Source organism: Psychroflexus planctonicus, from assembly GCF_014640195.1.
GTDB classification, from domain to species: Bacteria; Bacteroidota; Bacteroidia; order Flavobacteriales; family Flavobacteriaceae; genus Psychroflexus; species Psychroflexus planctonicus.
Genome location: NZ_BMGM01000006.1, coordinates 39,557 through 56,858 on the forward strand (window position 1 = coordinate 39,557; position 17,302 = coordinate 56,858).

At 34.5% G+C, this 17,302-nt stretch carries 15 protein-coding genes; 4 read left to right on the plus strand and 11 right to left on the minus strand.

The features are described from left to right. Positions 1-21: 21 nt before the first annotated feature. The 3 genes from IEV72_RS07460 to IEV72_RS07470 all read right to left on the minus strand — a co-directional run bounded on the left by IEV72_RS07460 (position 22) and on the right by IEV72_RS07470 (position 3,782). Complete coding sequence (locus IEV72_RS07460; RefSeq protein WP_188458476.1) at positions 22-2,052, minus strand: BspA family leucine-rich repeat surface protein; 2,031 nt, start codon at positions 2,050-2,052, stop codon at positions 22-24. Between the two features lie 147 nt (positions 2,053-2,199). Further along, on the minus strand, positions 2,200-2,667 hold the full coding sequence (locus IEV72_RS07465) for a 3-oxoacyl-ACP synthase (RefSeq protein WP_229731833.1): 468 nt from the start codon (positions 2,665-2,667) through the stop codon (positions 2,200-2,202). Further along, positions 2,667-3,782, minus strand: coding sequence for an NAD(P)/FAD-dependent oxidoreductase (locus IEV72_RS07470; protein ID WP_188458477.1), 1,116 nt, complete (start codon positions 3,780-3,782; stop codon positions 2,667-2,669). Before IEV72_RS07470 ends, IEV72_RS07465 begins: the two co-directional genes overlap by 1 nt. Before the next feature lie 277 nt (positions 3,783-4,059). On the opposite strand from IEV72_RS07470, the gene IEV72_RS07475 reads away from it, so the two are divergent. From IEV72_RS07475 to IEV72_RS07490, 4 genes are all read left to right on the plus strand, one after another. After that, complete coding sequence (locus IEV72_RS07475) at positions 4,060-4,206, plus strand: hypothetical protein (RefSeq protein ID WP_188458478.1); 147 nt, start codon at positions 4,060-4,062, stop codon at positions 4,204-4,206. A gap of 85 nt (positions 4,207-4,291) precedes the next feature. Beyond that, positions 4,292-5,503 (plus strand): exonuclease SbcCD subunit D C-terminal domain-containing protein, encoded by a 1,212-nt coding sequence (locus IEV72_RS07480; protein ID WP_188458479.1) that lies wholly within the window; start codon positions 4,292-4,294, stop codon positions 5,501-5,503. A 113-nt stretch (positions 5,504-5,616) separates the two neighbouring features. Next, positions 5,617-8,637 (plus strand): AAA family ATPase, encoded by a 3,021-nt coding sequence (locus IEV72_RS07485; RefSeq protein ID WP_188458480.1) that lies wholly within the window; start codon positions 5,617-5,619, stop codon positions 8,635-8,637. Positions 8,638-8,948: 311 nt separating this feature from the next. Further along, positions 8,949-9,716, plus strand: coding sequence for a class I SAM-dependent methyltransferase (locus IEV72_RS07490; protein WP_188458481.1), 768 nt, complete (start codon positions 8,949-8,951; stop codon positions 9,714-9,716). 48 nt (positions 9,717-9,764) lie between these two features. Here IEV72_RS07490 and IEV72_RS07495 read toward each other — a convergent pair whose 3' ends face one another. The 8 genes from IEV72_RS07495 to IEV72_RS07530 form a co-directional block, all read right to left on the minus strand. Then, a complete protein-coding gene (locus IEV72_RS07495) occupies positions 9,765-10,775 on the minus strand; it encodes an FAD:protein FMN transferase (protein ID WP_188458482.1) in 1,011 nt (336 codons plus the stop codon). 1 nt (position 10,776) lies between these two features. After that, positions 10,777-11,136 carry a DUF8840 domain-containing protein gene (locus IEV72_RS07500; protein ID WP_188458483.1) on the minus strand — a complete coding sequence of 120 codons (360 nt, stop codon included), beginning with the start codon at positions 11,134-11,136 and terminating at the stop codon, positions 10,777-10,779. A 68-nt stretch (positions 11,137-11,204) separates the two neighbouring features. Beyond that, positions 11,205-12,494 (minus strand): NADH:ubiquinone reductase (Na(+)-transporting) subunit F, encoded by a 1,290-nt coding sequence (gene nqrF, locus IEV72_RS07505; RefSeq protein ID WP_188458484.1) that lies wholly within the window; start codon positions 12,492-12,494, stop codon positions 11,205-11,207. 11 nt (positions 12,495-12,505) lie between these two features. Next, positions 12,506-13,120, minus strand: coding sequence for an NADH:ubiquinone reductase (Na(+)-transporting) subunit E (gene nqrE, locus IEV72_RS07510; protein ID WP_188458485.1), 615 nt, complete (start codon positions 13,118-13,120; stop codon positions 12,506-12,508). A gap of 24 nt (positions 13,121-13,144) precedes the next feature. Beyond that, the gene (locus IEV72_RS07515; RefSeq protein WP_188458486.1) at positions 13,145-13,873 is read right to left on the minus strand and encodes an NADH:ubiquinone reductase (Na(+)-transporting) subunit D; all 729 of its coding nucleotides are present in this window, start codon (positions 13,871-13,873) and stop codon (positions 13,145-13,147) included. A gap of 2 nt (positions 13,874-13,875) precedes the next feature. Beyond that, positions 13,876-14,628, minus strand: coding sequence for an NADH:ubiquinone reductase (Na(+)-transporting) subunit C (nqrC, locus tag IEV72_RS07520; RefSeq protein ID WP_188458487.1), 753 nt, complete (start codon positions 14,626-14,628; stop codon positions 13,876-13,878). Between the two features lie 4 nt (positions 14,629-14,632). After that, positions 14,633-15,817, minus strand: a complete 1,185-nt coding sequence (locus IEV72_RS07525) for an NADH:ubiquinone reductase (Na(+)-transporting) subunit B (protein WP_188458488.1) — start codon at positions 15,815-15,817, stop codon at positions 14,633-14,635. A 12-nt stretch (positions 15,818-15,829) separates the two neighbouring features. Beyond that, entirely contained in the window at positions 15,830-17,173 is a 1,344-nt protein-coding gene (locus IEV72_RS07530) for a Na(+)-translocating NADH-quinone reductase subunit A (protein WP_188458489.1), read from the minus strand. Positions 17,174-17,302: the final 129 nt, after the last annotated feature.

A 17,302-nucleotide genomic window follows, 5' to 3' on the forward strand; every position in this document is an offset into this window, starting at 1 on the left:
TTTTTGATTTGGAAATTTACATTATCGTTTTATAATTTGAAAGCTTGTAGATTGATTTTCAGTTTCTACAACGGCAATATAAGTTGATGTTGAAAGCCGTACTAGATTAATATCTATTTCAGCATTATTAAATTGCTTTTCGAGCAAAAGCTTACCCGAAAGGTTGTATATCTTAACCCGTTGAATAGGTTCAGCATTAACAATCCGTAGGTTGTTTTTCACCGGATTTGGAAAATATTGCAAGGAAACAAAATCATTATTTTGAATACTTAAGGTTAAAAAAACAGTAATCGCAAATGGTTCCCTTCTACATAAGCCATCATCATTAACAGCAAAGTAATCTGTTGAATCTTCTAGTTCGGTAGTTATCGGAATTTCGTTTGTGTTGGCTACCGCATCTTCTAAACTTGCATACCAAACTATGGTAGATGGATTGATTTCTATATCGGCTAGTGTGCTGCCTGAAACAAAAGTTTGTTGAGCTTCTCCGGTTGGATTTTCGACCGAATTCACATTAATGCTAAGGCTTGTTTCTAGAGCACATTCTCCTTCGTTTGGAGTAAATGTATACGTAGTTGTTTCAGTGGAATTAAATTCTGGAAACCAAGTACCAGTAATTCCATCATCAGAAATGGATGGCAATGGTGAAACCTCTTCACCTTCACAAATTGAATTATTTATCGAAAAATTAGGAATTGTACTTAACACGTCATGACCCGAAAATCCCCAACCTTTATTTACCACAAGATTTTCAATAGCATCTTCTGCTTCAGGGCCATACTCCAAGAAAGTTGCTCCTAAAATTTTATTATTGGGTGTATTGGGATTGTTGTTCCATGCAATTAAAGTCTGGCTATAATTTCCACAGTCTAATCCTGATCGGTCCAACATTCCAAATAAATCTACATCATCATTTAAATTCCAATTCCCTAGATTGTAATTAAAAGATTCTGCTTTTAAAAACATTTCAGACATGTTTACAATGTTAGATGTATCCCAATTTTCGATAGATGAACTTCCACCATTATTGAAATTACTATCATAGGACAAATTAGAAAAAATGGGAATAAAAAACATTCGGGCGGTATTGGTTACGTTAGCCATATCCCAATTGCCAATATTCTGGTTAAAAGAATATGCTTCTCTAAACATATCAGACATATCGGTTACGCTAGATGTTTCCCAATTACCAATATCTTGATTAAAAAAAGCTGCACCTCGAAACATACCAGACATGTTTGTAACATTAGCAGTATTCCAGTCGCCAAGATTTTTATTGAATTGATATGGTATAGACGCATTTGTTAAACCAAAGAACATTTCAGACATATCGGTTACATTTTCTGTATTCCAATTATTAATGTTTCTGTCAAAACTCTGAGCTTCTTTAAACATTTTACGCATTGTAACTACATTAGACGTATTCCAACTGCCGATATTTTGATTGAAAAGTCTAGCATCCTGAAACATGCTCGACATATTGGTTACGCTTGAAACGTCCCATTGACTCAAGGCTTGGTTAAAGGCTCGGCAACCTTGAAACATTCCTGACATATTTGTAATGTTTGAAACATCCCAAAAATTAATATTGAAAGGTGAATTCAATAATATGCTACCTTTAAACATATTTTTAAGGCTAGTACAATTGGATAAATTAGGTATATCTGTTGCTGTAACTGATTCAATTTGCACAAAAGCGTCTTCCATGGTTTCCCATTCAACATCACCCCATTGACTAACATTTTTCAATCTGTAAGCAAAAAAACCGAACACATTTTTAAATGCCTTAAGGTTTTCAGATTCCATTGCCAAGGAAAAATTTTGATTGATAGGCAAATCAGAAAGTGTCACTACTGGACCTTCAAAACTTCCTGAACCAGATTCAGATGAGTTTAAAGCCTGCCATGTATAGCTAACGGGGCCATCAGTCGTAACTTCAAAAGTAATCGATGAATTACTATTTATTGTTGCCCAAGTTGTAATAAATTCTTGAGCACTTAAGCAAGTATAAAAAGCAAAAAATACAGCTGTGAAAAATAAATATTTCTTCATAAACTTTTACATATTAGATAATAAAATTACGATTTAAAATTTTAAAACCTTAAAAAATTCAATAAAAAAGGATTTCTACTCATCATGTATTAGTCAGATTTTGTTTGATTTGAAAAAAATAAGCTTTAAAAATATTTTAGAGTTAAGCTAAACTATATGCTGAATCTCAAAAGAAGTATTCCTAAAACTTATTTTGTCACCTTCCACTTTTCCCAATAATTCCTGTGCGATGGGCGTTTGTTTCGAAATGGCATAAAACGAAATATCATCTAGTTTTATTTCACCTAAACTTACCGAAATAAAATAGTTATGTTGGGTAGTTTTTACGAAACTACCCAACTGAATTTTGTGGAGTTTTTGTTCAGTTGAAATCGAAAACAAAACTTGCTCCAATTGTTCCAATTCGGCTAGTTGTTTCCCTAGTTTTTCACGTTCAATTTGCAGCATAGCACGACCAGTTTCGTATTTATCGCCTGCGCTGCTTTTGCTTTCGTTGGCCAAATCAGCTTGAATCTCATTCAATTGATTATGGCAGACTTGCATTCTGACTTGTAATTTTCCTAAACAAGCTGCTTTTGCTTTTTGTTTCAATCCTAGGTCTAAATCGTTTTTCATTAATCAATTAAATTTGCTAATTCTTTACCTATATTGCTTCCAATCGCCACACCCATTCCGCCTAAACGCACAGCGCAACGTACCCGATTTTCAACTGTTTTTACAATGGGTTTTTTCTGATTTCCAACACCTAAAATTCCACTCCAACGTTGGTCAATGTCAACTTGTTGATCAGGTAAAATTACTTGATGAAGCAAATTTTCCAACGCATTTTGAATGCGTTCTGTGGTAGCTAAAACCGAAGTGGTCTCCCCTACTTCATCCAAATTTCTGCCGCCGCCAAGCAAAATCCGATGGTGAATGTTTCTGAAATAATAAAAACCTTCATCCAAATGAAAAGTACCTTTTATGTGTAAATTTGGAATAGGTTGAGTAATCAAGACTTGGTTTCTTGCAGGAGTAACTTCCAAATTTAGTAATTCAGATGCAAAAGCATTGGTGGCGATATAGAAATGCTTGGTTTTGAAACTGAAATTATTCAACTGAATATGTACTGCTTCGGCTTCCGTTGAAAAAGACTTGACTTTTACCGAATTCAAAACAAAAACACCTTGGCTTTGCACTTTTTGCAATAAAGTTTGCATCATCTTTCCCGTATCGATTTGCCCTTCAAAAGGATTGAAAATCAATTGTTCTAATGTATTTTTAAATCCAAAGCTGTTGGTTTTCAACTGAAAAAAATCCGCTTTAAAAACAGGTTTCAATAATTTATTGAGCCGATTTAAATTGGCTTTGCATTCTTCAAACAAGGCTTTGTCTTTCTTCAAAAAAACTTCATAACCGCCGTTTTGTTGGTAATCGATTTGCTTTTCACCTAAAGTAGATTTCAACAACTCTAGTCCATCGATGCGTTGTTTTACTAAATTCACAACTTCTTCTTCGCTGTGGTTTTTTAAATCTGAAAGTAATTCGCTTGCGCTTCCAAAACAGGCAAAACCTGCATTTTTGGTACTAGCACCTTGGGGTAAAATTCCTTTTTCTAAGACTATAATTTTAGCTTTGGGATGCCTTTTTTTTAGTTGAAGTGCACAAGATAAGCCTACGATGCCGCTACCTACAATGCAAAAATCTACATTGCTAAACCAAATTCTTTGCTCCCAATACGATAAATTCAAATTGTGTTGATTTTTAGCAAAGATAGGTTATTGAATTCTGTCTAATTTCTATCTCTAATTCAATTTTCTCACCAAGTATATCGACTACAAACATAATTGTTTGTTCTGTGATATGTATAACAGCCATTTACACTATTATGATGTGTATATACGGCAAATAACTATAATTGCCGTGTTTTTGTACTTTAAATATGTATTTAGTGTAATTTTTTCTTACAGTCGAACTGTAAAATTAAATTCCTATATTTTTCCTTACATTCAACCAAAATTCTCAAAAGTGAAAAAAATAGTAATCAGCTTACTTATTGTGATTGCAGTAGTAATGATTGTTTTAGGAGCAAAAAACGACATGTTACCACCTTTGCTTACGGGAGTTGGATTTATTTTGATTGCCGCTCTGTTTTTGAAGCAAGAGATGAAATAGCCCCAGTATAAATTTGAAAAACACGAGGAGACAATTTCAGTAAAATAATAGTTTTTATGTATTTTCATCTTCAAAATTAAGCAAGATGAAAATCCTTCACACCGCCGATTGGCACATTGGTAAAAAGCTACATAAACAAGATTTATCGGAAGATTTTGAGTTATTCATACAATGGCTTTGCAAAGAAATTGATGAACAGCAAGTAGATGTACTACTGGTTTCTGGTGATGTTTTCGATTTGGCAAATCCTTCAAACGAAGCAAAACGCTTGTATTATCAATCTATATTGAAGCTCAGAAACCTAGGATTGCAAATCATCATCACGGGTGGTAACCACGATTCGCCTTCCATGTTGAATGCTCCACAGGCCATTTTAAACGAACTCAATGTGCAAGTCATGGGAAGTCTTCCTGAAAAATTGAAAGAAGTTTTGATTCCTATCCCTTCAAAAAATGGAGAAATTGAATTGGTGGTGGCAGCCATTCCATTTTTACGAAACAAGGATTTACAAAGTGCAGAAGTAGCCAAAACCTACGAAGAACGACTGCAAAATTTGAAAGAAGCCATTGCCAATTATTATACAGAAGCTGCCGAGATTGCCCAAACCAACTATCCTGAAATTCCCTGCATTGCCATGGGACATTTGTTTACCCACGGCGTGAGCACTTCCGAAAGCGAACGCGATATCCAAATCGGAAATCAAGCAGGTGTAGAAGCTTCGCAGTTTGGAAATTATTTTAGTTATGTGGCGTTGGGACACATTCACCAACCCCAACAAGTAAAAGCGGAAATTCCAATTTACTACAGCGGTTCGCCAATTCAACTTTCGTTTAGTGAACGTAAAGATGAAAAAAGGGTTTTACTCATCGATACAAAAAATGGTTTTGTACCCACTTCAATTGCTGTTCCGAGTTTCCGAAAATTGATTAAGTTGAAAGGAAATTTGAATGAAATTCAACAGAAATTAGCCAACTTAGAAACTAATAACCGACTCACCCATTTTATTGAAATTGAACTCATTGAAAAAAAACACAATCCACAAATTGTATTCTTATTGAATAACTTGATGGAAAACTTTCAACTTGCTGGATACAGCATTGTAAAACACCGCATTCATTTTGAAGAAAAGCAAAAAGGCTTGAGCGAAGTTGCACATCCCGACCAAAATTTAGATGAAATGAAAGCCAAAGATGTGTTTGAAAAACGCATTGCGGAAACGGAACTCAACAGCGAACAAAAACAAAACTTGATGTCTAATTTTGAAATATTGCTTCAGGAAATTGAAGAAAACCAGTAAGAACCTAGCCATCTTTGACCCGCCCGCCTTAGGCGGGTGGATGGCTGAATTATAAGAATTAATATTAAACATTATGAGAAAGATGAAATTGTTTCATCTTAAAATATCAAAAAATGAAAATTTTACAAATCAAATTTAAAAACATAAACTCTTTAAAAGGTGAGCATTTCATCGACTTTGAAGCCGAACCTTTGCAATCCAATTCTTTGTTTGCCATTACTGGACCTACCGGAAGCGGAAAAAGCACTTTACTGGATGTCATTTGTTTGGCGCTGTTCAATCAAATTCCACGCATGAACAAAGTTTCAAAAGCAGAATTGACCAAAACGGGAGCGGTAATTACTCGGCACCAAAAAGAAGCATTTGCTGAAGTGGTGTATGAATCTGCAGCTGGGAAATTTCTATCACATTGGGATATTCAATACAATAGAAACAACAATTTGAATGAATACGAAATGCGGATTAGAAACTTGATTACCGATGAAGAATTGGACATCAAACGCAGTGAAGTTCCAGCTAAAAATGAAGCATTAATCGGTTTGAATTATACGCAATTCATAAAATCAATTTTGTTGGCGCAGGGTGAATTTGCGAAGTTTCTACAAGCCAAGGACAGCGAGCGAAAACAGATTTTAGAACAAATTACAGGAACAGCCATCTACCGAAAATTGGGCATGTTGGCGTATGAAAAGGCAAAAGCCATTCAGCAAGAAATCGCACTAAACAAACAACGCAAATCTGATGTGGAAGCAAAATTATGGGAAGATGAAGTGTACCACAAAAAACAGCAGGCTTTTCAACTAAAAAAAGATGAAAAAGAAAAACTAGTAGAAGAATTAACCGCATTGCAAAAGCAAAAAGAGTTGGTGGACGAGCAGAAAAAATGGCAAATTAAATTCAGTCAATTTGAAGCTAAGTTAGCGAAGATAAAAGTGAATATCAAACAATTCAACGAAGCCAATGAAACTAAAATGCAGAAGCATCAACACACCCAAGCTTTTGCAGAAGACTTGCAAGATTGGCAAAAATGGAACGAAGAAGTTCGCCACATCAATGCACAAATCAAACAAGTTTCCAATGAAATTGAAAAGCTAAAAGAAGACAAAGAAAAGTGTTTAAAAGTTGGAAGTAATTTGGTGCAATCGGATTTATCAGCTGAAAATTTCAGTGTGAAATTGGAAGATTTTCGACAAAAAGTAAAAGCTTTAGAAAGTGATTTAAAGGAAGTAAGAAGTGAATATTCCTTCATCAAAAAACCGCTTCAACAAGATTTGGAAAGTTTAAGTATCACTTGCGATTTAAATAAACTTGAAGAGGCTGAAATCAAAATCAAACAAAGTGCTTCATCGCTAAAAAATGAATTGAATGAAATTGAGAATTTATTAAATCAAAATGCAATTGGTGAACAAGATGTAAATCAGCTTTCTAACCAAATTGAAATGGCAGTTGAAGCAAAACAGCTAGACCAGACCATTTCAAATTTGAAAGAGCAGGAAGATGAATTAAATGAACAATCAAAAGCAACAGAAGGCGAAATAGCAGCTCTTCCGAAGCAACTCGAAAAGTTGGCAACCGATTTGAAATTGAGTAAGCTTCAACTGGAAAACCTTCAACTTCAAGAAAAACAAGAACTTTTAAAAGCCAGTTTAGAAAAACACCGAGCCAATTTAAAAGATGGTGAAGCTTGCCCGCTTTGTGGCTCCTTGGAACATCCGTTTGCTGAAGAAAATCCTGAAAATAAAGGTGAAATTTCAGCTAAAATTGAAAAGAAAAAAACAGAGATTAATACACTAGAAAAACAACATCAAGAGCAAAAAAGAAAGCTTAATCAAGGTGAAACCAAGTTGGAAGGTTTTCAAAAACAGTTAAAAGCAAACCTAGAAAAACTGGAAAAAAGTCAACAAATTTGGAAAGAAAGATTCCAATCCTTAGCTGAGCAAAAAGCAGATTCCCAATGGACTGAATTTATTGACAAATTGAAAGCATTACGAACTGCCTTAGAAAGAAAAAGCAAGTTGAAAAACCAAATTAGTTTAATAGATTCGGTTTTAGTAAATCTGAACGATTTGCAGAAAATTGCCATCAAAGGCAAAAAAGTGAGAGCTGAATTGGCTTCAATTTACAATGGAAAAGAAATTGACAACGAAGTAAATTCCTTAAAATCCAATTGGGATAAGTTGCTTGAGAATCTTCGAATAAAAGAAGAAAGTCAACAAACTATATCAGAAGATGCAAAGAATTTAGGATCAAAACTTGAAAAAGCAGAACAAGATTTATTGCTTCAAGTGAAGGAAAAAGGCTTCCAAAATATTGAAGAAGCTGCTGCTTCACGCTTAAAAGAATTGGATTACCAAGCGCTCCAAAATCAACTTACCGAACTTACTCAAACTCAACAACAAGCTGAAATTGATGTAAAACATACACAACAAGCCATTGAAGAACTCAAAGGAAAAATTACAATTGAAGACCTTGAACATCTTCAACAAAACATTCAAGAAAAACAACTAGAGCTTAAAGAAACTGAGAAGCTCCTTCTTGAACTTTCCAGAACCATTGAAAACCAAAAAGAGTTCAAAAAAGAAATACAAGCTCTACAAAAACAAATTGAACAAACCCAAGCTAAAAATGAAAATTGGCTGCTAATGAATGAACTAATTGGCGACAAAACGGGCAAGAAATTCAATGATTTTGCACAGGATTTAAGTTTGCAACACTTGTTGAGTATGGCGAACAAGCGATTATTCAAATTGAATGACCGGTATCAATTGGACAGACCAACAAAAGATGAAGGTGATGATTTGGTGGCGGTAGATTTCCACATGGGTAATGAGCGCAGGTCGGTAAGAACTTTGTCGGGTGGGGAAACTTTTGTGGTGAGTTTAGCCTTGGCATTGGCACTTTCAGATTTGGCTTCGAAAAATGTAAGCATAAACAGTATGTTTATCGATGAAGGTTTTGGCACTTTGGACCCAGAAACTTTAGACCAAACTCTGGACACCTTAGAACGCTTGCAAGCCGAAAGCAACAAAACCATCGGCATCATCAGCCATGTAGAAGCTTTGAAAGAACGCATTCAAACGCAAATAAAACTCAGTAAAAACGGACAGGGTTATTCTAGTTTGGAAGTGGTTTAGGGATTGGCGATTGATGATTTTTGATTGCGAATTGTAGATTTCTGATTGTAGATTTTTGATTGCTGATTGTAGATTGGGGACATGAGAGGTGAGAGATAAGAAATGAGACATAAACTTTGCGGCTTTGCGGCTTTGCGAGAGTTTAGAAAATTATTGGAGATAAAAAATACTTTGCGATTCTTTGTGCTCAGACTCTGTGAACCCTGCCTCGCCGGCAGGCAGGTTTGTGTGAAATATAATGTTATAAAAAATCAGAAATCGAAAATCAGAAATCTGAAATCGAAAGTTGTATTTTCGCAAAAACTATAATATTGAAGCGCATCTTCAAATTTGTATTGAATAGCATTCCCAGACCATTCTTAATTCGCTTGAGTTATTGGGTTCGGCCGTTGTTGGTTTTGTATTACAAAGGAAATAAACACCAAGACCCAATTGATGGGAAGCAGTTTCGGAGTTTCTTACCTTATGGATACGAAAAACAAAGACCCAATGTACTTTCGCCTTCAACTTTATCTTTAGAAAGGCATCGATTACTATGGCTGTGGTTGAAAAATGAAACCGACTTTTTCACTAAACCACAAAAAGTATTGCATTTTGCTCCAGAGCAAGCATTTTACAAACGTTTCAAGCAAATGAAGCATTTGGAGTATACCACAACCGATTTAAATTCACCTTTAGCCGATGTAAAAGCCGATATTTGCGATTTACCTTTTGATGAAAATACCTTCGATTGTATTTTTTGTAATCACGTTTTAGAACACATTCCTGATGATGAAAAAGCGATGCAGGAGTTATTCCGAATTTTAAAGCCTGGTGGAATGGCGATTTTGCAAATTCCACAGGATTTAAATAGAGCTGAAACTTTTGAAGATGATAGTATTACCGACCCAAAAAAAAGAGCTGAAATTTTTGGTCAATACGACCATGTTCGCGTTTATGGAAGAGATTATTTTGATAAATTAAGAACAGTTGGCTTTACAGTAGATAAAGTAGATTACACTTCAAAATTATCTGAACAGAAAATTGAAAAATACCGATTGGCAAAAGGAGAAATTTTACCGGTTTGTTATAAGGCTTAAAATTGAATTACTTTAAAAGATTTATTTTGAAGTGAATGAAAAATTGATCTAGTCAATGATAAAATCAGCTAAATTATCTGAAATATAGGTTTCCACTTCTTGTCCTTTTGCATGAATTAAAATAACGTCGATATCTTCAAGTTTCGGAATTAAATCAATTGTTTTATCAAAACCCATAGCCATGAATGCGGTAGCATAGGCATCGGCAGTCATACAATTTTTAGTAAAAACGGTTGCACTTAATATATCTGACGCTTCGCTTTTACCTGTTTTTGGGTTGATGGTATGTACAAATTTATTTCCTAAGGAATCGGTTTTAAACTTTCTATAGTTACCTGAAGTTGCCATGGCACGGTTTTCTAATTGGACTATAAATTGAAGCAGTTCTCTCTGATCAGTTTCATTTGAACTGGGTTTATCAATTCCAACTCGCCACGAACTGTTATTTGCTAGGTTTTTGCCGCTTGCTACTAACTCACCTCCAACTTCAACTAAATAATCTTCAACTTGCAGTTGGTCTAACAAAGCAGCTAGACGATCTACTGCAAAGCCTTTTGCAATGGAATTGAAATCTAAAAAAGTTTTAGGATGCTTTTTTATTACATGATTATTAGCATCCATAATAACTTTATCGAAACCTACGAAAGTCATTAATGAATCGATGTTTTTATCATTCATTTGAATATTATACTTTACGGGTCCAAAGCCATACGCATTTACTAAAATTCCTACACTAGGGTCGAAATAACCATCAGTGATTTCAAAAATTTGTTTAGACGTGTTGAAATTTGTAACAAATTGTTGATCAACAACAATAGTAGAATCACCATGGTTGATTTTAGAAATATCAGAAGTAGGTATATACGTACTCAAAGACTGATTAAGTACTGTAAAAGTAGAATCGATTTGCTTTGCTATTTCCAATTCGTTTTCATGAAAAAACTGAATTTGAAAAGTAGTTCCTAAAGCATTTCCTGAATATACTTGTGGACTTGGATTTTTATCTAATTCACACGAAAATAGAATTACTGTAATACATAAGAAATATATTTTTTTCATATCAGACTATTTCTTTTAAACCTGCATATTGAACCACATAATCATCATCAGAATTAACTGGCAATTCGTAGTTAGCTTGATGAGCTAAACCTACACCAGCGTAAAAGGTTCTGGCGTTGAACTTGTCAGCATGATCTTTCATTTTAGTCATTAATTTTTCATCATATAAAGCAGGATCATTTGGATACCTTACTGCCCTAACCACTACGAAATGGAGTTTTTTATCACGAAGTGCAACAAACTGGGGATTTTTTTTCAATTTAGAATTTACACCAAGAAATTCATATCCTTGTTTTTCTAAATCTTTTCCTACAATATTCATTGCTAAATTATGCAGTTGTTGTTCGTCGAGTATTGCCATATTACAAAATAAAATAAAAAACCCGAGCGAATAAAAAGCTCGGGTTAAATTTATATATGATTTTAGGTTTATCCACCAAAATCGTCAAAACGAATGTTTTCATCTGGGATTCCAAAATCTTCACCCATTTTTTGAACAGCTTGGTTCATCAATGGTGGTCCACAGAAATACAATTCAATTTCTTCTGGTTCTTCATGGTGATTCAAATAATTATCAATCACACATTGGTGAATGAAACCTACGAAACCATCACCATCGTCTTCTAAGTCTTTTTTCACTTTCCAATTGTCTTCTTCTAAAGGTTCAGAAAGCGCTAAATAGAATTTGAAGTTAGGGAAATCTTTCTCTAAAGCTCTAAAGTGATCTGTGTAGAACAATTCACGTTTAGAACGACCTCCATACCAATAGGTTACTTTTCTACCCGTTTGAAGAGTTCTGAATAAGTGATACAAGTGTGAACGCATAGGCGCCATTCCTGCACCACCACCTACATATAGCATTTCTGCTTCAGACTCGTTGATGAAGAATTCCCCGTAAGGGCCAGAAATCACACACTTATCGCCTTCTTTTAAATTGAAAATATAAGATGATGCCACGCCTGGATTTACATCCATCCAGCCGTTTTTCTCGCGATCCCATGGTGGTGTAGCAATACGCACATTTAGCATGATTCGTCTTCCTTCAGCTGGGTAAGAAGCCATGGAATAGGCTCGCTCTACAACTTCATCATTTTTCATAGTCAATGGCCATAAACCAAAGTTGTCCCATTCTTTTTGAAACTTGTCTTTATGATCTGGATGTTCTTCTGGATGAGCAGTGATATCCATATCTTTAAAATCAACTGTACACTTGGGTACTTCAATTTGAATATAGCCACCTGCTTTATAATCCATATCTTCAGGAATTTCAACAACAAATTCCTTGATAAAAGAAGCTACGTTATAGTTTGAAACTACGGTAGCATCCCATTTTTTAATTCCGAAAATCTCTTCTGGAATTTCAATTTTCATGTCTTGCTTTACTTTCACTTGGCAACCTAATCTCCAGCCTTCAGCAATTTCTTTTCTGGTGAAGTGTGGTTTTTCGGTGGGAAGTATTGCTCCACCACCATCTTTCACGATACATTTACATTGTACACACGTACCACCACCACCACAAGCAGAAGGTAAAAATAACTTATTGTCGCCTAGAGTAGAAAGCAAAGTAGAACCTGATCCTACTTCCATATCTTTTTCGCCATTTACATTAATTGTAACTGGTCCAGAAGGAGAAAGTTTAGCTTTAGCTGTTAATAAAATAACCACCAATAATAAAACTAGGGTTAAGAAAACAACAATACTTGATAATATAACTGTCATAATTTTTTCTTTTATAAATCGATTCCCATAAAACTCATAAATCCAATCGCCATCAATCCGGTAATTATAAAGGTAATTCCTAAGCCTTTTAACGGAGCTGGAACGTTAGAATATGCAATTTTTTCGCGTATTGCCGCAATTGCTAAAATTGCAAGAAAAAATCCAATTCCACTTCCTAATCCATAAACTCCTGCTTCGTGTATTCCTATAAAATCTTTTTGCTGCATAAATAATGAGCCACCTAAAATAGCACAATTTACAGCAATAAGCGGTAGGAAAATACCTAGTGAGCTATATAAAGCTGGAGCAAATTTTTCAACTGTCATTTCAACTAACTGCACCATTGATGCAATTACAGCAATAAACATAATAAATGACAAAAAGCTTAAATCTACTTCTGCAAATTCAGCACCTAACCAAGATAAAGCACCTGGTTGTAACAAATAGTTGTCAATTAAGTAGTTTACTGGAACGGTAATAAAAAGCACAAATATTACTGCCGCTCCTAAACCTACTGCAGTCTTAACTGTTTTTGAAACCGCTAAGTAAGAACACATTCCCAAGAAATAGGCAAAAACCATATTCTCTATGAAAATACTCTTTGTAAATAAATTAATTAAATCCATAATTTAAAATAGTTTTTTGAGAATTTAGTTTTCTTCAATTAGTGAACGGTTTCTACTTCTTTGAACCCAAATTACAATACCTACTACAATCAAAGCCATTGGCGAAAGTAAAAAGAATCCGTTATCTACATATCCTCCTTCATAAAATGCTTCTGGAATTACAGGAACACCAAAAAGTTTTCCAGATCCAAATAATTCTCTAAAAAAGGCTACCACAATTAATATTAAGCCATAACCTGCAGCATTTCCAATTCCATCTAAAAATGATTTGTATACGCCATTACCTAAAGCAAAAGCTTCTAAACGACCCATGATAATACAGTTAGTAATAATCAAACCAATAAAAATAGAGAGTTGTTTACTTACATCATAAGCATAGGCTTTTAGTATTTGGTCTACTAAAATTACCATAGCAGCTACAACAACTAATTGAACAATAATACGTATTCTACTAGGAATAGAATTTCGTAAAATAGAAATAATTACATTACTTAAAGCCATTACAAACATTACCGCTAAAGACATAACAATAGCTGGTTTTAACTGAACGGTAATCGCTAAAGCTGAACAAATACCTAAAACTTGAACTGTAATGGGGTTGTTATCATTTAAAGGGTCTGACAAAAGTTTTCTATTCGCTTTTGAAAGCAAACCTTCTTTTTCTTCAGAACTGGAAAGAAACAATATCATTTCTTTCTTTTTCTCTTCATCTGAATATTTTTTTTCAGACTTGATCTCGTTTGTTTCTTTCATAATTATCGAGTTGCGAGTTTAGAATTCTTCTTTGTTTTAAAATAAGGTAGATATCTGCTTAATCGTTCTTGCATCATATCTGTAACTCCGTCTCCAGTAATTGTTGCACCAGATATAGAATTCACACGATTATCACCTTTTTTATTAGCTGAGTAACCTTTTTCAACAATTACTCCAACTAATTCTCCTTCGTCATTAAATACCTCTTCGTTGGTAAAGCGCTCTTGGAACCAATCTGTAGTAATTTCCGCTCCTAAACCAGCAGTTTCTCCTTTGTGGTCAAAAGTTACGCCCTTAATAGTGTTAATGTCTTCTTTTAAAGCAACATAACCCCAAATAGCATCCCATAAACCTTTACCGCGTAACGGTACCACATAATAGGTTTCTCCTTCAAAATTGGCAACGTATAATGGAAAAACTTGCTCATCAACTGGTTTTTTTAGTTCTCTTGCTAGATTAACTTGAAATGCATCTACATCATCAAGTTGATTTCCTTCGTGGTCTAAAGTTAATTGTTCAGAAACATATTCTTTGTATACTTTTGATGCCACTGCTCTATCTAGCTCAACTTTTTTTCCGTCTAAGACAATTGAGTCTCCAATAAAGGTTGATAAAATGTCTTGCATTTTTTCTTGACGCACATTTTCTGCTTGCATTGGCTGCAAAGAAGTTGCCGCAAAACTCAAGGCTACTGCAACCACAATTACCATAGCAATAGCAAATAAAATTGTATATTGATTACTATTCTTATCCATAATATTATGCTGTTTTAACTGTTTGGGTTTGCATACGTTTTTTACGTCGCTTCACGTTAGCTTCAACTATATAATGATCTATAGTTGGAGCGAATACATTCATTAATAAAATAGAAAGCATAATTCCTTCTGGGTATGCTGGATTTAATGTTCTAATTAAAATAGCAATTAAGCCGATTAAAATTCCATAAATCCATTTCCCTTTCATAGTTTGTGCTGCGCTAACTGGGTCGGTTGCCATAAAGACAATTCCAAAAGCAAAACCACCAACTATTAAATGATTATACCAAGCAAAGTTGGTTAATGCGTTTCCATCAACACCTAAGGATGGCAAAGCATTTAATAATAATCCCATGGCTGCAGCACCAACAACACCACCTACAATAATTCGCCAATCTGCCACTTTAGTAAGCACGATTAACAATGCGCCTGCTAAAATACAAAGAGTTGATGTTTCTGAAATTGAACCCGGAATCATTCCTGTAAACATGTGTGCAGAAGATAATCCCATTTCAGTAATAGCATCTTTACCTGCAGCTAAAGAGCCCAATATAGTTTCACCTGAAACACCATCTACATTAGCAGCTTCAGAAACCCATACTTCGTTACCAGACATGTAGGTTGGGTAAGCAAAGAAAGCAAAAGCTCTTGCTGTTAATGCGGGGTTTAAAATATTCATTCCTGTTCCACCAAAAGCTTCCTTACCAATCAGTACTGCAAAAATTACTGATAAAGCAACCATCCAAAGTGGAATATCAACGGGCATAATCATCGGGATTAATAATCCAGTTACCAAGTAACCCTCATTAACCTCGTGACCACGCATAATGGCAAAAGCAAATTCTAAAGCTAATCCAACTCCGTAAGAAACCACAATCATAGGTACAATTTTCCATGCACCATGAATAAAGGCGTCCATAAAGCCAAATTCTTCTCCTGTTTGCGAATAATATTGGTAACCTGTGTTCCACATTCCAAATATTAAAGCAGGAATTAAAGCCAAAACAACCGTTATCATTGTTCGCTTTAAGTCTACTGCATCTCTGATATGTGCACCTTTCTTAGTAGTGTGATCAGGAACAAATAAAAAAGTATCTAGAGCATTTACTGCTGGAGCATATTTTTCAAATTTATTTCCTGGCTGAAAGGGTTCTTTAATTTGATCAAGTTTTTGTCTTATCCAATTCATAGTCATTCTTTTTTAACCAACTTCTGTTATCATTAAATCTAAACCTTGTCTGATAATGTCTTGCGCTTCAATTTTAGATGTGTTTGTATAATCTATAAGCGCGAAATCTTCAGGAATAACTTCATAAATTCCAAGGCTTTCCATTTTCTCGATATCACCTGCCATACAAGCTTTAATCAATTGCATAGGGTAAATATCCATAGGCATTACTTCTTCCATTTCACCGGTAACAACCAATGCTCTTTCTTCTCCATTAAGGTTGGTATTTACATCGTACTTTCTGTTGGGGAATAACCAAGAAAGCGATGTTTTTGACATGGAGTGAATATTGTTATATGTAAAAGGAATCCAACCAAACATACGGTATTGATTTCCTTCTGGTATTAGTGTTAATTCGTTTGCGTGGTAATTGATGTAATTATTGTAATCTATTTTTTGACCTGACAGAACATTACCTGATATAATTCTAGTATTTTCAGGTTCTTCAGACAAAATGGATTTTACTTCTGCACCGATAATTGTTTTGAAATATTTGGTTTCTTTAGCTGCATTACCAACTACAGCAACAGTTCGTTCTGCGTTAAATTTACCAGTTTCAAAGAGTTCACCAATAATAGCAACGTCTTCTGGACGAATTGTCCAAACGCGCTCACCCTGATTAATAGGATTTACTTTATGTATTTGCACACCCACATTACCCGCTGGATGTGGACCTTTAACAGTAATCAATTCTACATTTTGGACATTTCTAATTTCACCAGTTGAATCTTTATCTACACCTAAATGAACTTTTCCAGAAGTTAGTTTAGTTAATACATTGATTCCTGTTTGGAAAAAATTCATTTTGTTCTTCAAAATAAATTCTTGAGAAGCGCTCAAAGGAGCTGTATCTACTGCTGAAACAAAAATAGCTTTTGGAGTATCTTCTCCATTTGCTAAAATGTCATAAGGACGTTGCATTATCAATGCTCCTAAGCCTGAAGAAAATACATGATCTTTTACTTTTTGAGCATCTGTTTTTAAAGGATCCATTGTAGGATATTCTTTAAATTCTTGTTCTTTGTCAGGAGAAATCACGATTTGTAATATCCTTCTTTTTTCGCCACGAACAATTTCTTTAACAGTGCCACTAACAGGAGAAACAAATCTTGTTTTATCCGAATATTTCGAAAAAAACAATTCGTCTCCAGCTTTCAACTTTGCTCCTTCCTTAACTACCATTTTAGGAACAATGGAATGAAAATTAGGTGGTTGTACGGCAATTGTTTTTGAAATTGGTGCGTCTACTAAAATCTTTTCAGCTTCACCTTTTAGATTAAGCTTTAATCCGCGTTTAACTCTAACGTCTATAGACATCTATTATCACTTTTTATTAAGCGTTGCAAAAATAATAATTTAATATTCAAATTCAACTTAAACAAATATTTATGTCCTGCTATTTTTAATTGTTCTAAATAAGATTATTTAGAATTTAATACCTTTACA